20 protein-coding genes are annotated in these 17,228 nt (G+C 66.8%); 9 read left to right on the top strand and 11 right to left on the bottom strand.

Annotated elements, in window-relative coordinates:
• Nucleotides 1-23 precede the first annotated feature (23 nt).
• Nucleotides 24-1,472: a chloride channel protein gene (locus A5747_RS00795; protein WP_076121631.1), complete on the top strand. Its 1,449-nt coding sequence runs from the start codon at nucleotides 24-26 to the stop codon at nucleotides 1,470-1,472.
• Between the two features lie 12 nt (nucleotides 1,473-1,484).
• On the opposite strand, the gene dps is transcribed toward A5747_RS00795, so the two are convergent.
• Both dps and A5747_RS00785 read right to left on the bottom strand, forming a co-directional pair.
• Nucleotides 1,485-2,033 carry a DNA starvation/stationary phase protection protein Dps gene (gene dps, locus A5747_RS00790; protein ID WP_076121490.1) on the bottom strand — a complete coding sequence of 183 codons (549 nt, stop codon included), beginning with the start codon at nucleotides 2,031-2,033 and terminating at the stop codon, nucleotides 1,485-1,487.
• Between the two features lie 68 nt (nucleotides 2,034-2,101).
• Nucleotides 2,102-3,013 carry a DNA-3-methyladenine glycosylase gene (locus A5747_RS00785; RefSeq protein WP_076121488.1) on the bottom strand — a complete coding sequence of 304 codons (912 nt, stop codon included), beginning with the start codon at nucleotides 3,011-3,013 and terminating at the stop codon, nucleotides 2,102-2,104.
• An 81-nt stretch (nucleotides 3,014-3,094) separates the two neighbouring features.
• Here A5747_RS00785 and A5747_RS00780 point away from each other — a divergent pair, with 81 nt between their 5' ends.
• The gene (locus tag A5747_RS00780; protein WP_139329496.1) at nucleotides 3,095-3,478 is read left to right on the top strand and encodes a nuclear transport factor 2 family protein; all 384 of its coding nucleotides are present in this window, start codon (nucleotides 3,095-3,097) and stop codon (nucleotides 3,476-3,478) included.
• Between the two features lie 3 nt (nucleotides 3,479-3,481).
• Here A5747_RS00780 and A5747_RS00775 read toward each other — a convergent pair whose 3' ends face one another.
• The 3 genes from A5747_RS00775 to A5747_RS00765 form a co-directional block, all read right to left on the bottom strand.
• Nucleotides 3,482-3,856 (bottom strand): DUF427 domain-containing protein, encoded by a 375-nt coding sequence (locus A5747_RS00775; RefSeq protein ID WP_076121486.1) that lies wholly within the window; start codon nucleotides 3,854-3,856, stop codon nucleotides 3,482-3,484.
• 73 nt (nucleotides 3,857-3,929) lie between these two features.
• Nucleotides 3,930-4,970, bottom strand: coding sequence for an NAD-dependent epimerase/dehydratase family protein (locus A5747_RS00770; RefSeq protein ID WP_076121483.1), 1,041 nt, complete (start codon nucleotides 4,968-4,970; stop codon nucleotides 3,930-3,932).
• The gene (locus A5747_RS00765) at nucleotides 4,967-5,473 is read right to left on the bottom strand and encodes a nuclear transport factor 2 family protein (RefSeq protein ID WP_076121481.1); all 507 of its coding nucleotides are present in this window, start codon (nucleotides 5,471-5,473) and stop codon (nucleotides 4,967-4,969) included. The genes A5747_RS00770 and A5747_RS00765 overlap by 4 nt, the downstream gene beginning before the upstream one ends.
• A 90-nt stretch (nucleotides 5,474-5,563) precedes the next feature.
• On the opposite strand from A5747_RS00765, the gene msrA reads away from it, so the two are divergent.
• Nucleotides 5,564-6,100 (top strand): peptide-methionine (S)-S-oxide reductase MsrA, encoded by a 537-nt coding sequence (msrA, locus tag A5747_RS00760; RefSeq protein ID WP_076121479.1) that lies wholly within the window; start codon nucleotides 5,564-5,566, stop codon nucleotides 6,098-6,100.
• 4 nt (nucleotides 6,101-6,104) lie between these two features.
• On the opposite strand, the gene A5747_RS00755 is transcribed toward msrA, so the two are convergent.
• Nucleotides 6,105-7,430, bottom strand: coding sequence for a cytochrome P450 (locus tag A5747_RS00755; RefSeq protein WP_076121477.1), 1,326 nt, complete (start codon nucleotides 7,428-7,430; stop codon nucleotides 6,105-6,107).
• 124 nt (nucleotides 7,431-7,554) lie between these two features.
• Here A5747_RS00755 and A5747_RS00750 point away from each other — a divergent pair, with 124 nt between their 5' ends.
• Both A5747_RS00750 and A5747_RS00745 read left to right on the top strand, forming a co-directional pair.
• Complete coding sequence (locus A5747_RS00750; protein WP_076121475.1) at nucleotides 7,555-8,172, top strand: TetR/AcrR family transcriptional regulator; 618 nt, start codon at nucleotides 7,555-7,557, stop codon at nucleotides 8,170-8,172.
• A 9-nt stretch (nucleotides 8,173-8,181) separates the two neighbouring features.
• Entirely contained in the window at nucleotides 8,182-8,394 is a 213-nt protein-coding gene (locus A5747_RS00745) for a molybdopterin-binding protein (protein WP_076121473.1), read from the top strand.
• A 22-nt stretch (nucleotides 8,395-8,416) separates the two neighbouring features.
• Here the strand turns inward: A5747_RS00745 and A5747_RS00740 are convergent, their stop codons facing one another.
• Nucleotides 8,417-9,316 (bottom strand): alpha/beta fold hydrolase, encoded by a 900-nt coding sequence (locus tag A5747_RS00740; protein WP_076121471.1) that lies wholly within the window; start codon nucleotides 9,314-9,316, stop codon nucleotides 8,417-8,419.
• Between the two features lie 21 nt (nucleotides 9,317-9,337).
• Nucleotides 9,338-10,567: a sulfotransferase gene (locus tag A5747_RS00735; protein WP_198938103.1), complete on the bottom strand. Its 1,230-nt coding sequence runs from the start codon at nucleotides 10,565-10,567 to the stop codon at nucleotides 9,338-9,340.
• Nucleotides 10,568-10,610: 43 nt separating this feature from the next.
• On the opposite strand from A5747_RS00735, the gene A5747_RS00730 reads away from it, so the two are divergent.
• Together A5747_RS00730 and A5747_RS00725 are read left to right on the top strand one after the other, a co-directional pair.
• On the top strand, nucleotides 10,611-11,186 hold the full coding sequence (locus tag A5747_RS00730) for a TetR/AcrR family transcriptional regulator (protein ID WP_076121467.1): 576 nt from the start codon (nucleotides 10,611-10,613) through the stop codon (nucleotides 11,184-11,186).
• Nucleotides 11,183-12,289 carry a DUF1214 domain-containing protein gene (locus A5747_RS00725; protein ID WP_076121465.1) on the top strand — a complete coding sequence of 369 codons (1,107 nt, stop codon included), beginning with the start codon at nucleotides 11,183-11,185 and terminating at the stop codon, nucleotides 12,287-12,289. The genes A5747_RS00730 and A5747_RS00725 overlap by 4 nt, the downstream gene beginning before the upstream one ends.
• Nucleotides 12,290-12,404: 115 nt before the next feature.
• Here A5747_RS00725 and A5747_RS00720 read toward each other — a convergent pair whose 3' ends face one another.
• Both A5747_RS00720 and A5747_RS00715 read right to left on the bottom strand, forming a co-directional pair.
• Nucleotides 12,405-13,505 (bottom strand): acyl-CoA desaturase, encoded by a 1,101-nt coding sequence (locus A5747_RS00720; protein WP_076121463.1) that lies wholly within the window; start codon nucleotides 13,503-13,505, stop codon nucleotides 12,405-12,407.
• Between the two features lie 95 nt (nucleotides 13,506-13,600).
• Nucleotides 13,601-14,716, bottom strand: a complete 1,116-nt coding sequence (locus A5747_RS00715; RefSeq protein ID WP_076121461.1) for a flavin reductase family protein — start codon at nucleotides 14,714-14,716, stop codon at nucleotides 13,601-13,603.
• A 70-nt stretch (nucleotides 14,717-14,786) separates the two neighbouring features.
• Between A5747_RS00715 and A5747_RS00710 the strand changes: the two genes are divergently transcribed.
• A complete protein-coding gene (locus A5747_RS00710; RefSeq protein WP_076121459.1) occupies nucleotides 14,787-15,461 on the top strand; it encodes a TetR family transcriptional regulator in 675 nt (224 codons plus the stop codon).
• A gap of 4 nt (nucleotides 15,462-15,465) precedes the next feature.
• Here the strand turns inward: A5747_RS00710 and A5747_RS00705 are convergent, their stop codons facing one another.
• On the bottom strand, nucleotides 15,466-16,071 hold the full coding sequence (locus A5747_RS00705; protein ID WP_076121457.1) for a GNAT family N-acetyltransferase: 606 nt from the start codon (nucleotides 16,069-16,071) through the stop codon (nucleotides 15,466-15,468).
• Nucleotides 16,072-16,122: 51 nt separating this feature from the next.
• On the opposite strand from A5747_RS00705, the gene A5747_RS00700 reads away from it, so the two are divergent.
• Nucleotides 16,123-17,217 carry a F420-dependent hydroxymycolic acid dehydrogenase gene (locus A5747_RS00700; protein WP_076121455.1) on the top strand — a complete coding sequence of 365 codons (1,095 nt, stop codon included), beginning with the start codon at nucleotides 16,123-16,125 and terminating at the stop codon, nucleotides 17,215-17,217.
• The last annotated feature ends 11 nt before the right edge of the window (nucleotides 17,218-17,228 follow it).

Here is a 17,228-nt window from a genome sequence, read left to right as displayed (position 1 = left end):
TGGGTGCTTGGGTGGCGGAACCGGTGAGCGAGCCGGCGGAGGCCGACCCGCACCCCGCGGTCGCCCCGGCAGCGGCGGCGGGCGGACGATTCGGGGCGTCGATCCGGCAGTCGGGCTACGTGCGCAAGTGGCTGCTGCTGGGCACTGCCATCGGTATCGTGGCCGGCCTCGGAGCCGTTGTCTTCTATCTCGCGCTGAAATACACCGGCGAGTTTCTGCTGGGCTACCTGGCCGGTTACCACATACCGACGCCCGTCGGAGACGGCGGCGACCATGGGTCCGGCGGCTTCGTACGTCCTTGGGCGATCCCACTGGTGACGACGGCAGGGGCGCTGCTATCGGCATTGATCGTGACCAAGCTCGCGCCGGAAGCCACCGGCCACGGTACCGACGAAGCCATCGAAGCGATACACGGCGATCCCCGCGCGATCCGTTTTCGCGCGGTGTTGGTGAAGATGGTCGCCAGCGCGCTGACCATAGGTTCGGGCGGTTCGGGCGGTCGTGAGGGCCCGACGGCACAAATCTCAGCCGGCTTCTGTTCGTTGCTGACCCGGCGCCTGGACCTCTCCGACGAGGACGGCCGGACCGCCGTCGCGCTGGGTATCGGCGCGGGCATTGGCGCGATCTTCGGCGCGCCGCTCGGTGGGGCGGTGCTAGCCGCATCGATCCCCTATCGCGACGACTTCGACTACCGCTGCCTGCTGCCCGGTTTCATCACCTCGGGAACCGCATATGCGGTGCTGGGAGCTTTTCTGGGCTTTGACCCGCTGTTCGGCTACATCGACGCGGAGTACCGCTTCGAAAGGGCGTGGCCGCTGCTGTGGTTCGTGGTGATCGGCCTGCTGGCCGCGGCGGTCGGCTACCTCTATGCCCGGATCTTCCATGCCGCGGTGGCGCTAACCCACCGGCTGCCCGGCGGACCGGTCGTCAAGCCCGCGCTCGGCGGGCTGTTGGTCGGCCTGTTGGGACTGCTGATCCCGGAGATCCTGAGCAGCGGCTACGGCTGGGCGCAGTTGGCGGCCGATCGCGGATCGCTGTTGCACATCCCGCTGTGGGTCGTCGTCGTCCTCCCGATCGCGAAGATCGTCGCGACTTCCTTGTCGATCGGGACCGGCGGATCCGGCGGGCTGTTCGGACCCGGGATCGTGATCGGCGCCTTCGTGGGGGCCGCCGTCTGGCGGCTGGGCGAAATGTCTGGCCTGCCCGGGGTGCCGGGCGGACCGGGAATTTTCGTCGTGGTGGGGATGATGGCGTGCTTCGGCAGTGTCGCCCGCGCGCCGTTGGCGATCATGATCATGGTCGCGGAGATGACGGGTTCGTTCTCGGTGGTGCCCGGGGCGATCCTCGCCGTCGGGATAGCCGCGTTGGTCATGTCGCGCACCAACGTCACGATCTACGAGGCGCAGCGACTCAATCGTGAAACCGCCGAAGCCGAACGTCAGCCTCGGGACACCGAAAGCCAGGCCGAATAGCCGATTCGTTTGCTACGAATTGCGCCGTGCGCTGCGTGCTGCTTCCTTTTCGGTGGCCGAGCCCTCATGGCTCAACTTGCCGCCTGCGCTCTCCAGGTGCGCCCGCACGAACCACTGGAACTTCTCCAAGTTGCCGGCCTGCTCGATCAGCAGGTCCTGGGTGACCTGATCGATGTCGTCCGTTTCGTCGATCGCGTGGCGAATGTCTTCGATGACGCCGGTGTAGACCAAGTCCAGTGCGGCCAAATGCGCCTGGACGGTGTCACGGTCGACGGAATAGTCGTCCCAGGATCGGTCCCTGATGATGGCACCCGGCGTCCCCTGCGGCGAAGCACCAAGGGCCGCAATGCGTTCGGCGACGTCGTCGGCGAAGCCACGCACCGCCTCGACCTGAGGGTCGATCATCTCGTGCACACCGATAAAGTTGGGCCCCACCACATTCCAGTGGATGTGCTTCAACGTCAGATGAAGATCGTTGTACGTGCTCAACTGCTTCTGCAGCAATTCGGTGAGCCGCGCGGCCTGTTTGTCGGTCAATCCCGGAATGGTGAACTGAGTCATCGCTTCCTTCCCTCGCAGGTACTTGCCCTAACGGATACCCGATGACCGGGCTCGAAAACACCGGCAGGTCAGAGAGAATGAATTTGCTGCACGGGCAGCCGCGCGCCGCGCCGCGGCTCGTATGCCAGCCCGCTCGCCTCGAGCAGGCGAACCACGCGGTGGCGGTGTGGCCGCATCGGCTCCAACACCTCGAGCATGACCGCGTCGTCGATCGGGTAGCCCAGCAGCGTCCAGCCGACCATCTTCGGGATGTGATAGTCGCCCACCGAAACGGCGTCGGCATCGCCGAACGCCCGCTGCGCCGTCTCGGCGGCGGTCCACTCACCGACCCCCGGCAGCGACGTCAGCGCTTCGCGCGCCTGCGCCGACGGCCGCGCGAGCAACCGTTCCAGCGAATCCGCACGGCGCGCGCAGCGCACCACCGTCTGGGCGCGCCCCGGATCGACATTGGCCCGGTGGAATTCCCACGACGGGATGTTGCGCCACACGTCGGCCGAGGGCGGTACCCGCATGCCGGCGGGCACCGGCCCCGGCGCCGGCGTCCCGTACTTGGACACCAGCACCCGCCACGACCGAAACGCATCGGCGCCCGGTACTCGCTGCTCGATGACCGCGGGGATCAGGGCCTCCAGCACCCGTCCGGTGCGGCCCAGGCGCAGGTGTGGGACCCGCCGGTGCGCGGCGGCGACCGTCGGGTCCCGCGGAGCGAAGCCCGAGACGTCGTCCTCGGCGCCCAGCAGCGCGGGCAACGTCTCGACGAACTCCTCGGCGCCGGCGCCCCACGCCTCGCCGCGGGCGGCATTGGGCGCCGCCCGGCTGATCCGCGCCGCGACGGGTCCGCTGGGCAGCAGGGAGGTTCGCCAGATCGCGCCGTCAGCGGTCATCTGAAAACACGGATCCCGAGGCCCGCGGCGCAGTGGCGCGAGCGTGTGCCCGAAGCTGACGGTCCCAGCGAACGTCACCGTGCGCGCACTCTTCACGAAAGCTCCAGCTCACTCCAATTGCGGCCGACGACCGCGCGATTGACCGTTCACCATCTTCCAAGACAATATTGCGATGTGATGACGCCGTTCGATGGCCCGCAAGCCGAACTGGCCTGGATGTTCCTGCAGAGCGTCTGCGAGGGCGGCGATGTGAATGAGGGTTTCGCGCTGCTCAGCGACGAGTTCACCTACTGGAGCATCATCACGCGAGTTTCGTTCGACAAGGAGACGTTCCGGCGGGCCAACGAGCGACGCAGACAGATCGTCGAGATCAATCTCGACCTGTACCGCTGCGTCAACGAAGGCGACACGGTTGTCGTTGAGGCGCATGCCTCGGGAACCTCGAGGGACGGCGTCGAGTACGACTCACCGTTTGTTTGCATCTTCGAGACCCGCGACGGGCAGATCGTATCGATGCGCGAATACAGCGACACCAAGTCGGCCGCCGTGTTCACCGACTGAACGCTACGCCACGCTGATGTCGGCTTTGTTGGGGTAGAAGGCGACGTGCCCGGCAATCGCCGCGACCGCCGGATAGGGCTGCTCGTACGTCCAGATCAGATCCTCGACGGTGTCGCCGGCCGAGGTGGTCAGGCTGTAGTAGCTGGCGTCGCCTTTGAACGGGCAGTAGGTGCTGGTGTCGGTGCGGGTAAGCCGGTCGGAGACCACGTCGGCTAACGGAATGTATTGCACCGCAGGCAAAGTCGCCTCGCGTAATTCCAGTGCGGCGGTGGTGTCCGCGACCAGCTCGCCATTGACACGAACCTGCACCCTTCGGTTGGTCGGCTCGATGGTGATCGGGTGCCCGGCGTTGGGTTCCAGGACTTGCCGGTGGGCCATGGTTGATACCTCCTATGGACGCGGATAAGGGATGCAACGCCCGTCGGCGCTCAAGCCTTCCCGCGCGCCGAGCCTATTCGGCCGGGGCGGTGGTGCTGTCCTTCGTGTCTTTGCGCGTGGTCTGCGCGCCCTTTAAAGCGGCCCAGAACCGGGCCGCCTCGCGGATCGATTCCTCGACCGGGCGTGGCTGCCAGCCCAGTTCGCGCTTCGCCTTGCTGCTGTCGACGTCGGCCTCGGCGCGCATCATGCGCACCGACCTGAGGCTGAGTTCGGAGTCCTTGCCGGTCAGCCGGGCCCTCAGGGTGCCCATTGCGGCCAGGGCATAGAGCACCGGCACCGAGATCGCGCGTCGCGGCGGTGGCACCCCGGCTTCGTCGGCCGCGATCCGCACGACATCGTTCAGCGCGAACATCCGCTCGGACACCAGGTATCGCTCGCCGATGCGGCCGCGCTCGGCGGCCAGGATCATTGCCCGGGCGGCGTCGTCGACGCCGACGACCTCCAGCTGGATGCCGTTCATCAGGAAGGGCAGCTTGCCGAACACCGCGCCGGCGATGAAGGCGCCGTGCGGGGTGCCTCCCCAGTCCCCGCTGCCGTAAGTGGTTGAGACGCACATGGCGACGGCGGGCAGGCCGGCCTCGGCCACGTACCGCATCACCAGATCTTCGGCCTGAACCCGGGATTGCACATAGGGAGTCAGCCCGCGGGGGTCGATCACGTCGTCTTCGGTCGCCACATGCCCGTGGCGACGGCCCACCGTCGCGTAGGTGCTGGTGAAGACGAACCGGCGCAGCGCTGGTTCTTTGACGGCCACATCGAGCACGTTGCGCAGGCCCTCGACGTTGGTGCGAAACAACGGCGCGGGGTCTCGCAACCACGCGCGGGTGTCGACCACGCAGTAGTACACGTGGTCGACGCCGTCCATCGCCTCGCGCAGCGTGGCGGTGTCGAACACGTCGCCCTGAAACCGCGTCAGCGCAAGGTCGTCGATGGCACGGGTATTGGCGTTCGGGCGCACCATCGCTCGAACCTCGGCGCCGCCGGCGACGAGCTGACGGGTCACGTGTGAACCCAGAAAGCCGTTGGCGCCGATGACCAACTTGGGTGCGTTCATTCCGCTCCTCCGTACTGGCGCATCCACCGTTCGGCGTCTTCGTCGAGCGTGCCCAGGGCCTGCGCCTTGCGGCACCACTTCATCCCCGCCCGCAGGAAGCGCAGCGGGTTGTAGATGTCTTCTTCACGGCACCACAGGCCGTCGCCGGCGTAGGTGATGATCGTGATGTTCGTCGCGCTGATGACGCTGCCGTCGCCCGGATCGCGCATCGGATTGTCCAGTTCGAGGATGACCCGTCCGGTGGGCTCGTCGATCACCGACCACAACGTCGGGAAGGCCACCATGTGGCTTCCGGGGAAGGTCGTCATCGTTTGCTTGATCCACTCACGCACCGCGTCGCGGCCGTGCATGGTGCCCGCCGCGTGCTCGATGTATTCGACGTCGGGTGTGTACTGCTGCACCCAGGCGTCCCAGTCGCGGGTTTCGGCGGCCCGGGCCACCGTCTCCTCGAACTTCTCGAAGGCGTCGGACAGTTCGCTGCGGGAGAACGCCGGCGTGCTCACGCGGGCCTCTTCGCGCCGTTGCGGGTCATCGGCGGAGTGTAGCCTGGGCTGGGATCGGGCCGGGGTTGTGGCCGATCAGGAAGGCGAGCAATGACCGACTCCCAACATGCCCCCCAAAAAGCGATTCTGGCCGGCGGCTGCTTCTGGGGAATGCAAGACCTGATCCGCAAACAGCCCGGCGTGATCTCGACGCGGGTCGGCTACAGCGGCGGCGACACACCCAACGCGACCTACCGCAACCACGGCACGCACGCCGAGGCCGTGGAGATCGTCTACGACCCCGCGGTCACCGACTACCGCACACTGCTGGAGTTCTTCTTCCAAATCCACGACCCGACAACGAAAGACCGGCAGGGCAATGACAGAGGCCCCAGCTACCGGTCGGCCATCTTCTACACCGACGACGAGCAGAAGCGCGTCGCCCTGGACACCATCGCCGACGTCGAGGCGTCCGGCCTATGGCCCGGCAAGGTCGTGACGGAGGTCAGCCCGGCCGGCGACTTCTGGGAAGCCGAGCCCGAACACCAGGACTACCTGCAGCGCTACCCCGGCGGATACACCTGCCACTACATTCGCCCGGGCTGGAAGTTGCCGCGCCGCGCCACCGCGGACCAAGCCAACCGCTGAACGCTCAGCGCCTGCGCACCACGATCCGTCCGCCGTCCTTCGGCGTGTAGGCGACGCCGCGGCAGTGCCACCGCTCTCCCGGCGCCGAGGTGGTCTCGATAGTGAAGTGGCGCAACACCGTACGAAGCACCACGTCCATCTCCATGTTGGCGAACGCGGCACCCACACACCGCCTGGCCCCACCGCCGAAGGGAATCCATGCGAACGAGGACGGCTTGGTCCCGATGTAGCGCTGCGGATCGAAGCGCTCCGGATCGGGGAAGACGCTGGGGTTCTCGTGTATCTGCGCGATGCTGACGATCATCGAATAGCCGCGGGGAATGGTCCATTCGCCGAGTTGGTAAGTAGGTGGGTAGACGCGGCGAGCGGCGAAGTCGATCACGGTCCTGGCCCGCTGGACTTCCAGAATCGTCGCCTGGCGTAGTTCGCTGCCGCCGTTGTCGGCCTCCTCGACCAGGGCCGCCAGCAGATCGGGGTGCCGGGTGATCCGCTCGAACGCCCAGCCGAGCGTGGCCGCGGTGGTCTCGTGCCCGGCCGCCAGCAGGGTGAGCAGCTCGTCGCCAATGTCCTTGCGCGACATGACCGAACCATCGTCGTAGGTGCTACGCAGCATCAGCGCGAGGACGTCGGTGCGCTCTTCGAAGTTCGGATCCGCCTGTTCGGCCGCGATCAGCTTGTCGATGACGATGTCGTACTGGCGCCGCCATCGGGCGAGCCGGCCCCACGGGCTGAACCGGCCATAGGTCCGCACGGGCTTCGGCAGTGCGGCTAAGCGCGATCCCAGGGTGACCCACGGCGGGATGATCCGGCGCAACTCGTCCAGTTCGGCCCCGTCGGCCCCGAACACCGCGCGCAGGATGGCGTTGAGCGTGATGCGCATCGTCGACGGCATCGTCGCGAAGGGCTCGCCCTCCGGCCAACGGGCGCTCTCGCGCAGCGTCTCCTCTTCGATGATCGCCTCGTAGTTCTTCATGCTCCTGCCGTGAAACGGCGGCGCCAGCAGCCGCCGCCGACGGCGGTGATCGTCGCGGTCGAGCGCGAATACCGAGCCGCTGCCGAACATCCGGCTCAGGTTGGGCTGGATATTGCCGAGCTCGTCGGGGCTGGTGGTGAAGATCTGCTTGGCCAGGTCCGGCTCACCGACCACCACGACGCGGCCGAACATCGGGAGGTTGATCGCGAAGACGTTGCCGTAGCGGCGCGCCAGGAGTTTGATCATTCCCCGCCGCGACGTCGCGAAGAACAGACCGCAGAGCGGCTTCGGGATCCGGGCGGCCGGAGGCAACCTGACTGCTTGGGAAACCGGTGGGGCGGTGACTAATTCGCTCAATGCGTGCTCCCAACATCTGCCCCGAAGCCGGGGTGGTACCGCGGTGTACCGCAGATCTTTCCCTGTACGGTACTCTGGAGTACCAAACCTGACAAGGTGCCGCATTCACCGAAAGGGGTCGGCCGTGACATCAGCGGCTGTCGATGCCGTACGCGGCGATGCGCCCGCCGAGCCGGACCCGTTTCGGTTACGGCTGCTCGACGGCCTGGCCACCTCGATCGGCGAGCGCGGCTACCGCACCACCACGGTTGCCGACATCGTTCGCCACGCGCGCACGTCCAAGCGCACGTTCTACGACCACTTCGCCGGCAAGGAACAGTGCTTCCTGGAGCTAGTGCTTGCCACTATCGAAAAGCTCGCCGAAAACATCGCCGCGGCGGTCGATCCCGAAGCGGACTGGCATCGGCAGATTCGTCAGGCCGTCGAGGCCTACGTCGGATTCATCGAGTCCCGTCCGGCGATCACGTTGAGCTGGATTCGCGAACTCCCGTCCTTGGGTGCCGTCGCGCGCCCGGTCCAGCGCCGTGTGCTGCAGCTGCTGTCGGACCTGCTGATCGACCTCAGCGCCAGCCCAGGCTTCCGGCGGGCCGGCCTGCCGCCGTTGACCGCGCCGCTGGCCGTGATCCTGCTGGGTGGTCTGCGCGAACTGACCGCGCTAGCCGTCGAGGACGAAAGGGCGGTCAGGGAGATCGTCGAACCGGCCGTCGATGCGTCCGTAGCCCTGCTCGGCCCGCGGCACTAGGCTCGAGCGATGCGCCTATCCACCCGAAATCAGCTCAAAGGGACTATCACCGAGGTCGAACTCGGCAGCGTGATGGCGATCGTGAAGGTGAAGCTCGACGGCGGTGATCAGGTCGTCACGTCCTCGGTCACCAAGGATGCCGCGACCGACCTCGGCCTCGCGGCGGGGCAGAAGGCGACCGTGTTCATCAAGTCCACCGAAGTCACAATCGGCGTCGAGTAAGCCCGAAACGCGCTGCCGCAGTTTACGTTTCGAGGCGAAGAAACGCGCGTATCCGGTCGAGTACCAACTCGGGTCGCTGCTCGACGATCCAGTGCCCGGCATCGTCGACCAGCTCGACCTCGAAATCGCTTATGCGCTCGGCATACCCGTCGGTCAGATCGGCGGTGATCACCGGGTCTTTGGTGCCCGTCAGCCAACGAACGGGAACGTTGACACGGGCGTCGTCGTACTCGCCACGCATCCAGCGCAGCATCTCCTTGGTCTGGAACGAGCGATACCAGCGCGAGCCCGCCTCGGCGTGCCCGGGCTGTCGCATGCACTCGATGTACATGCGGATGTTGTCCTCGGGCAACGCGAAACCACCGCCAACCCAGGAACCCAGCATCCGGACAAAACGGGAGTCGGGGTTGCTGATGATCCGCGGACCGATGATCGGCAGCGAAATCGGGATTTGATACCAGAGCCGCCAGATGTTGCGGACGGTCGACGGATCGCGCTTCACCCAGGGCGCCAAGGTGTTCACTCCGAAAAAGCCCGTCACCTTTTCCGGATGGCGCAGCATCATGATGAACGCCACCGGTCCGCCCCAGTCATGGGCGACGAGCTTCACGGTGGCGACGCCCAGTCGATCCAGGACGCCCGCCAGGTCGTCGGCCATCTCGCTCTTGAGGTAACTGGTGCGCGGCGCCGAACTCCAGCCCGCGCCACGCAGATCGGGGCACAGCACCCGGTAGCCGTCGGCGGCCAGCGGGCCGATCATCTGGTGCCACTCCCACCAGTTCTCCGGGAAGCCGTGGACCAGCATGACCGCCGGCCCATCCGCCGGACCGGCATCGGCGACGTGGATGGTGACTCCGTCGCCCAGGTCCACGTACCTGTGTTCCACAGTGACAGAGCCGTCCAGTGCGGGCATGGTGACCATGCTCCGAAGGTAGCGGACGCCTTATGTCAGAAAGCGCTCGACGTAGGGGGCGAAGCGCGCCCGCAGATCTTCCTGCGTCAGCCCGAACATCTCGCACGACGTCTCGACGTTGCCCAGCCGGCCGCGCTGGTGGCCCGACAGGTAGTCCCCGATTGCCGCGCGCACCTCCTCGGTGAACGGTTCACCGGCCAGCGCGTAGACCCGCTCGGCGACGCCGAGTTCGTCGGCCATGAAGTGATCGAAACGGACGTCGATCGAGCGGTCCGGACCGATGGTGTCGCGATCCCGGACAAGCGCGCCGAGCATGTCCTCCAGACGGTCGATCCAGAAGCTCGCGATCCGCTGCACCGGCACCGGGGACCGGTGCATGCGGGCGGAGTAGGTGATCATCGCGATCATCGACAACGCGACCGGCACCGGGTCGCGATGGGTGAACACGACGATGCTGTCGGGGAAGACGCGATTCAGCACCGGCACCTGCTCGAGGTGCTGGGGCGACTTCAGCAGCCAACGCCGGCCGCCGCGCAGGAACTGCATCGCCTTGAGTTGGCGCGCGAGGTACTCGTAGTGCGGCGTCTGGTCGTGGGCCTGGTAGTAGTCGCGCCAGCGCGGCACGTCGCCGAGCGTCTCGAAGAGCATCGTCGAGAAGTCGTTGGCCAGGAGCTGGATCTCCTCGTGGACGTGGTCGGTGGTCATCTCGTGCATGAGCGCGAAATGCGGCATCACGGTGTTGAGCACGCTGATCGCGACGTCCATCCGCGCCCGCCGAGGATCCGGGTCCAGACCCGCCTCCTGCGGCAGCGGGAACGGTTCGACGCTTTCCCAATACGGCATCGTTCGGAAGGTCGGCGGCGCCGCCAGCAGATTGTGCAAGTGGGTGGTGCCGGTGCGTGGCAGACCGGCGATCACGACCGGCGCCTGCAGCTCGATGTCGTCGATCTCGGGATGCCGTCCCACGAGGTCGGTCAGCAGCAGCCGGTTCTTGAGCAATTGCAGTAGCTGCCCGTAGAAGTTGACGACCCCGGCGCCGTGCAGGCCGTCGATGTCCCGCAGCGCGCCGAGGTAGACGTCGAGCCGTTCTCGGTAGTCGTCTCGGCCGAAATCGTCCAGGCCGGTGTCGGAGCTGGCCTGCGCATGCAACGCGTCGGCGTCCAGCGGGCAGTGCGGGGCCATCGCGGCCATCATGTCGAGGATCTGCTGCGCCTCGGCGCTGAACCTGGGCTGGGCCAGGTCGTCGAGGCGGACGTGCATCGCGGCTTCGGTCACGGCGACTTATGTTACTCTGAGTTTCGTAATGGTAGTAGACCTCGGTCGCCCCCGTGACCCACGTATCGACGGCGCGGTGCTGCGCGCGACGATCGAACTCCTCGCCGAGACCGGCTATCCCGGCCTGTTGGTGTCCGCCATCGCCGAGCGGGCCGGTACCAGCAAGCCCGCGATCTACCGGCGCTGGCCGAGCAAGGCCCATCTGGTGCACGAGGCCGTGTTCCCGATCGGCGCCGCCACCGAGATTCCCGATACCGGTTCGCTGCCCGAGGACCTGCGCGAAATGGTGCGCCGTTCGATGGCCGTCCTCACCACACCGGCGGCCAGGGCGGCCCTGCCCGGGCTGGTCGGCGAGATGGCAGCGGATCCGACCCTGCATTCTGCGCTCCTGGAGCGGTTCGCCGGCATCATCGGCGGTGGTCTCGCCGAGCGGCTCGAGGCCGCCGCGGCCGCCGGCGAGGTCCGCCCCGACGTGACGGCCGCCGAACTGGCGGAGGCCATCGCCGGCATCACGCTACTGGGCTTGCTCACCCGCGGCGCCGAACTCGATGACGCCTGGGTCGAACGCACAACCACGTTGCTGCTGAAAGGAATCCGTGCATGACCGAACACGAGTCGACCGCCGCGTGGCGCGAGCTGGTGACCATGATCGGCGAGCTCGACCGCTCCTTCCTCGAGGGCGACCGAGCGGTCACCGACGACCGGCACGTCGCCGACGGCTACCGCATGCTCGCCACCACCTTGGGCGTGGCGTTCGACACGTACCTGTTCCCCGAGCCCGGTCACCCGCAGTTCGTCGCGGTCAACACCCCGTTCCGCCGCGATCGTCGCTGGGGCGGCGACAACACCGACGCCTACTACTTCCTGTGCCCGGTCGATCCGAAGCGGCGCTACCGCATCAGCGGCAACAAGGGTGACAGCGTGTACTTTTCGGTGACGGCGTACAACGAACCGTCGCCCGGGGCATGGTCGGACCGGGTGGTGGCGATCGTCCGGGACACCGACCTCGACGTCGACGCGCAGGGCAACTTCAGCTTCGAATTCCCCGCGACACCGGACGCGGCCGCGCTGATGACCCGTGACTACCAAGCCGACCCGCTGACCGGGCGCCCGGTTGCCTGGCAGATCGAGGCTCTCGACGAGGCGGAACCGATACGACACGGCGATGCCGAAACCGCTGCCCGGCTGCGGGCGACGGCGGCCTGGTTGCGCACGATGTTTGCCATCATTCCACTGGCCGTCGGCACGCGGGCCGACGATGAGCACCGACTCGGGCACGAGACCGCGCACGCCGCAAACGAATTTGCCGCTCCGTATCAAGTGCCCGACGCCAACTTCGGCTGGTCGGCGCGCGACGCCTGCTACTCCTACGGCAGCTTCGTGCTCGACGACGACGAAGCCCTGGTCATCACGCACCAACCTCCGTCGTGCAGGTTCTGGAACCTGGTGGTGTGGAATCAGTTCATGGCCACGTTCGGCGCGTCGGATGCCCGCTGCTCCATCAACGGCCACAGCGCCGCGCTCAACAGCGACGGCTCGGTGACTATCGTCTTGTCCCGCGGGACCACGGCCCACCCGAATTCACTGACAGCGCTGGGCTATCCGCGCGGCAACCTTGCCTTCCGATGGTTCCTTGCCGACGGTGTGCCGGCAAGGCCCGAGGTGAAACTCGTGAAGGCATCGGACGCACCGACGGAAGTCAGCTAGCGCCGCTCTACGCGGCGCCACCTAACCCGGCGACCGCCTCCACCTAACCCGCCGAGCGTGAAACTGTGGCGAGATTTCTGCGAAAAAGCCTCCACCAGTTCACGTTCGGCGAGGATCAAGCGGCCCCACGAACGATATCGACAGGGTCGCCGGCGGTGTCTCTCCGAGACCCCGGGAAGCTCAGCTTGACGATCTTGCGGACGACGGTGCCGAACTGCCGCAGCAGCGGGCCCTTGTTGTAGGGAATGCCATAGCGCGCGCAGATCTCCTGCACCTCGGGTGCGATCTCGGCGTACCGGCGCGCCGGCATGTCCGGGAACAAGTGGTGCTCGATCTGGTGCGACAGGTTGCCGGACAGCAGGTGGAAGAGCCTGCCCCCGGTCAGATTCGCCGAGCCGAGCACCTGGCGGAAGTACCACATGCCGCGGGATTCGTCCTTGGTCTCCTCGACGGTGAATTCCTGTGTACCGTCCGGGAAGTGGCCGCAGAAGATGATCATGTAGGACCACACGTTGCGCATCAGGTTGGCCGTCAGGTTGCCGGCAAAGACGAACGGTGCGAACGGACCGGCCAGCAGCGGGAAGGCGACGTAGTCCTTGAGCGACTGCCGGCGCGTCTTCTTCCAGATGGCCCGAAGGACCTCTCGCTTGTCGTCCAGGCTGATCTCGCCGGAGCGGATGCGCTCGGTTTCCAGCTCGTGCAGCGCGACGCCGTACTGGAACAACACCATCAGCAGGAAGGCGTAGACCGGGTTGCCCAGGAAGTACGGGGTCCAGCGCTGGTCCTCGCTCATCCGCAGGATGCCGTAGCCGATGTCGCGGTCCATCCCCACGATGTTGGTGTGGGTGTGGTGCATGTAGTTGTGCGAGTGCCGCCACTGGTCGGCCGGGCAGGCGGTGTCCCATTCGAAGGAACGCCCGGAGATCGTCGGGTCACGCATCCAGTCGTACTGGCCGTGCATGATGTTGTGCCCGATCTCCATGTTGTCCAGGATTTTCGCGACGCCCAGCATCGCGGTGCCCACCAGCCAGGCCGGGGGCAGGAACAACAGGGCACGTCCGCCGACCTCCAGCGCGCGCTGGGCCTTGATGACGCGGCGGATGTAGTCGGCGTCCTTCTCGCCCAGGTCTGCCATCACGCGTTCCTTGATGGCGTCGAGTTCGCGGCCGAAGGCGTCGGCCTGTTCCGGGGTCAGGGTGATCTTGTTGGGTGTCATGGGAACTCCTTTCGAGGTCCACCGCGGCTGTGAATTTCGCGACGCGACACGCCGCGTGGGCGTCGCCAGATTCACACTCGCGCACATTTATTGGCCTAAAGGGATAGGTCGACGTCGCCGACGGGGACGGACACGCAGATCTGGACGTCCTCGTCGGGGCAGGTCGAGACCGCGCCGGTCACCAGGTTGCGCACCGTACCGGCCGTCTTGCGCCGGGTGCAGGTGTGGCAGATTCCCATGCGGCAGCCGTTGTCGGGGGTCAGGCCGGCTGATTCGGCCTGTTCCAGCAGCGAGCGGCCGTCGTCGACGACATCAATGCCGCTGTCCGCGAACGTGATTCGGCCACCGGATGGGTTCGCCGACGGCTCGAAGGCCGGCGGCACGAAGCTTTCGGTGTGCACGTTGTCGCAGTGCTCGCGGACCGCCTCGACCAATGCCGTTGGCCCGCAGACGAATACCACATCCGGCGACGGCATCGCGGCGTCCAGGTGCTCGCGCCCGAAGCGGCCGGTCAAATCGCCGTCGTCGGATCGGGTGTAACCGTGCAGCACCCGCACCCCGGGCAGGCTGTTATGGGCGGCAAGTTCCTCGCGATAGCACGCCTCAGCGGCGCTGCGCGCGTAGTGGATGAACGCGACCTCGGCTCCAGGGGTTTGCGGATGGCGCTCGGCGATCAGCGTCCGCAGCATCGCCATGACGGGCGTGATGCCGCTTCCGCCGGAGACGAACAGGATGCGCCGCGGTCGCTGCGCCGGCAACACGAAGTCCCCGCCGACGCCTGCCAGGCCGACCACCATGCCGCGACGGGCGCGCTCGTACAGGTAGGTCGAGACCACCCCGCCGTCGTGGTGACCGATCGTCAGCTCCAGGTACGAGCTGCCTTCGGCGTTGGCAGGCGAGTAGCAGCGGGTGTGCCGGCGGCCGTCGATGTCGACGGTGACGTTGACGTACTGACCCGCCTCGATGGTATGGGCTGATGCGAAGGCCTCGTTCGGAGCGAGGGTGAGGGTGACGCTGCGCGGAGTGGTCCTGCGGACGTCGACGACTTTGGCGCGGCCGTCTCCCGACGTCCAGGTCGGCGCCACCAGCTCGGTGTAGCGGTCGACGCCGTGGGGACCCGTGAGCAGGTCGACCAGGTCGGAACCCAGGACTCGCTTCTGGAAAGCTTTGACAAAGCGCCGACCGGAGGTCTGAGCGGTTTGAGTGAACATATGTACACCATGCGCCCGTCTGACCAAGCTAGTCAAGGGTTTCTACCCGTATGTGGTAGGGTTCACAATAGTGAACAGTCGTACTCCTGGCTCACGGTCGCGTAAGTCCGGCCGCGACGGCCCACGCGAAAGCCCCTCGCGCGGCGAGCGCAAGGAGGCCACCAGGCGTGCCATCATCGCCGCGGCCCTCAAGCTGCTGCAGGACCGCAGCTTTTCCAGCCTGAGCTTGCGTGAGGTGACGCGAGAGGTCGGGATCGTGCCCGCCGCGTTCTATCGCCATTTCGAGTCGATGGAGGCGCTCGGGCTGGTGTTGATCGATGAGTCGTTTCGCACGCTGCGGGACACCCTGCGCGGGGCGCGGGCGGGCAAGCTCGACCCCACCCGCGTGATCGAGTCGTCGGTCGAGATCGTCGTCGCCAGCATCACCGAACGCCGCGAGCACTGGCGGTTCATCTATCGGGAGCGCTCGGGCGGAGTCACCGTGCTGCGCTATGCGATCCGCACCGAGCTGCGCCTGATCACCTCGGAGCTGGCCACCGACCTGGCGCGATTTCCCGGCCTGCACGAATGGAGCACCGAGGATCTCAACGTGCTGGCGACGCTGTTCGTCAACGCGATGATCGTGATCGCCGAGGCCATCGAGGACGCCCAGAGCACCGAGGCACTGGAAGACGTGCGCCGGCTTGCGGTCAAACAACTGCGGTTGATCACCATCGGCATCGCCGGCTGGCGCAGCAGCCCGTGAACCGCTACCGCGGCGCCCGCCACATTGCCCACATCGTCGGACCGCCGTCCGGGAGCGCGATCTCACGGGTCACCGTGAAGCCGAAACGTTCGTAATACGGCACGTTTTCGCTTTTGGTCGACTCGAGATAGGCCGGTGCGTGTTCGGCGTCAACGCGGTCCAGGCGGGACCGCATCAGGACCTGACCGAAGCCCTGGCCGCGTACCGACGGATCGCTACCGATCACGGCCAGATACCAGTGCGGCTCTTCGGGGTGGACGCGTTTCATCAGTTCCTGCACCGCGCGCCCGCGCATCGACCGAAGACCGAACACGCGGATGAACGTCGGTTTCATCGCCCACTGCCCCCACCGCGTTTCCTGCCAGTGATTCGGCGGATCCCACAGCGCCGCCGCGCCCACGCCCGGCCCGTCGCAGGCCACCTCCACGCCGCCGAGGGCCAGATGGTGGTGCCGAGTCATCGCCGTGAACATGCGACGCAGTTGCGCGATCCGGGCCTTCTCGTCGGGGAGGAGCCAGATCATCACCGGATCGTCGTAGAACGCGCGGGCCAACGTGCGCGACAGCGCGCCGAGATCGTCTTTACGCGCCGGGCGCGCCTGTGGACTCACACAAGTCAGGCTAGCGAGTGTCGTCGCCGGAGCGACGGGTATTCCGGCCCGATGACTGGCATCTCACGGCGGATGTTCGGCCGGATGGCCGCGGGTGCGGGCGTGCTCGGAACGACCGGATTGTCGGGCGCGTGCGGCAAACCCGGGGCCGACCACGCCGGGCCCACCACGCCGCCGCCGGCGGGCAAGGGTGTGGGGTTCGTGCTCTCGCACGAGCAATTCCGCACCGATCGGCTGGTGGCGCAAGCCCGAGCGGCCGAAGAGGCGGGTTTCCAATACGTGTGGGCGAGCGACCACATCCAGCCCTGGCAGGACAACGAGGGCCATTCGATGTTCCCGTGGCTGACGCTGGCGTTGGTCGGTACCAACACGAGTCGCGTTTCCTTCGGCACCGGCGTGACCTGCCCCACCTACCGCTATCACCCAGCGACGGTGGCGCAGGCGTTCGCCTCGCTGGCGATCCTCAATCCAGGACGGGTGTTCTTGGGCGTCGGCACCGGCGAGCGGCTCAACGAACAGGCCACGACCAACACGTTCGGTAACTACACCGAGCGCCACGACCGGTTGGTCGAGGCCATCGGATTGATCCGCCAGCTGTGGAGCGGCTCACGAATTTCCTTCCCCGGCCGCTATTTTCAGACGAACTCGCTGAAACTCTACGACGTGCCCGAAACGCCTCCACCGATCTTCGTGGCGGCCGGTGGGCCCAAAAGCGCGACACTGGCCGGCCAGTACGGCGACGGATGGATCACCCAGGCCCACGACGTGACCAATTCGAAGCTGCTCGCCGCTTTCGCCGCCGGCGCGAAAGCCGCGGGCCGCGATCCCGCCGGCCTGGGTAAGCGCGCCGAAATGTTCGCCGTCGTCGGCGACGGCGCGGAAGCCGCCCGCGCCGCCGCCCTGTGGCGGTTCACCGCCGGGGCCGTCGACCAGCCCAATCCCGTCGAGATCCAGCGCGCCGCCGAATCGAACCCGATCGACAAGGTGCTCGCCAACTGGACGGTCGGCACCGACCCGGGAACACACGTCACTGCGGTGCAAGCGGTGCTCGACGCCGGTGCCGTCCCGTTTTTGCACTTCCCGCAGGACGACCCCATCGCAGCGATTCACTTCTACCGCACCAACGTGCTCCCCAAGCTGCACTAGTGGTTAGCGGC

The sequence above is a fragment of the Mycobacterium sp. IS-836 genome (assembly GCF_001954275.1).
Classification (GTDB): Bacteria; Actinomycetota; Actinomycetes; order Mycobacteriales; family Mycobacteriaceae; genus Mycobacterium.
This window is presented reverse-complemented; position numbering and strand designations above follow the sequence as displayed.

Bases quoted from the DNA above. Each gene is read 5' to 3' on its own strand.
- dps (WP_076121490.1), bottom strand. From the start codon at position 2,033: ATGACTCAGTTCACCATTCCGGGATTGACCGACAAACAGGCCGCGCGG.
- A5747_RS00780 (WP_139329496.1), top strand. From the start codon at position 3,095: ATGACGCCGTTCGATGGCCCGCAAGCCGAACTGGCCTGGATGTTCCTG.
- A5747_RS00775 (WP_076121486.1), bottom strand. From the start codon at position 3,856: ATGGCCCACCGGCAAGTCCTGGAACCCAACGCCGGGCACCCGATCACC.
- A5747_RS00770 (WP_076121483.1), bottom strand. From the start codon at position 4,970: ATGAACGCACCCAAGTTGGTCATCGGCGCCAACGGCTTTCTGGGTTCA.
- msrA (WP_076121479.1), top strand. From the start codon at position 5,564: ATGACCGACTCCCAACATGCCCCCCAAAAAGCGATTCTGGCCGGCGGC.
- A5747_RS00745 (WP_076121473.1), top strand. From the start codon at position 8,182: ATGCGCCTATCCACCCGAAATCAGCTCAAAGGGACTATCACCGAGGTC.
- A5747_RS00740 (WP_076121471.1), bottom strand. From the start codon at position 9,316: ATGGTCACCATGCCCGCACTGGACGGCTCTGTCACTGTGGAACACAGG.
- A5747_RS00735 (WP_198938103.1), bottom strand. From the start codon at position 10,567: ATGCACGTCCGCCTCGACGACCTGGCCCAGCCCAGGTTCAGCGCCGAG.
- A5747_RS00730 (WP_076121467.1), top strand. From the start codon at position 10,611: ATGGTAGTAGACCTCGGTCGCCCCCGTGACCCACGTATCGACGGCGCG.
- A5747_RS00725 (WP_076121465.1), top strand. From the start codon at position 11,183: ATGACCGAACACGAGTCGACCGCCGCGTGGCGCGAGCTGGTGACCATG.
- A5747_RS00720 (WP_076121463.1), bottom strand. From the start codon at position 13,505: ATGACACCCAACAAGATCACCCTGACCCCGGAACAGGCCGACGCCTTC.
- A5747_RS00715 (WP_076121461.1), bottom strand. From the start codon at position 14,716: ATGTTCACTCAAACCGCTCAGACCTCCGGTCGGCGCTTTGTCAAAGCT.
- A5747_RS00700 (WP_076121455.1), top strand. From the start codon at position 16,123: ATGACTGGCATCTCACGGCGGATGTTCGGCCGGATGGCCGCGGGTGCG.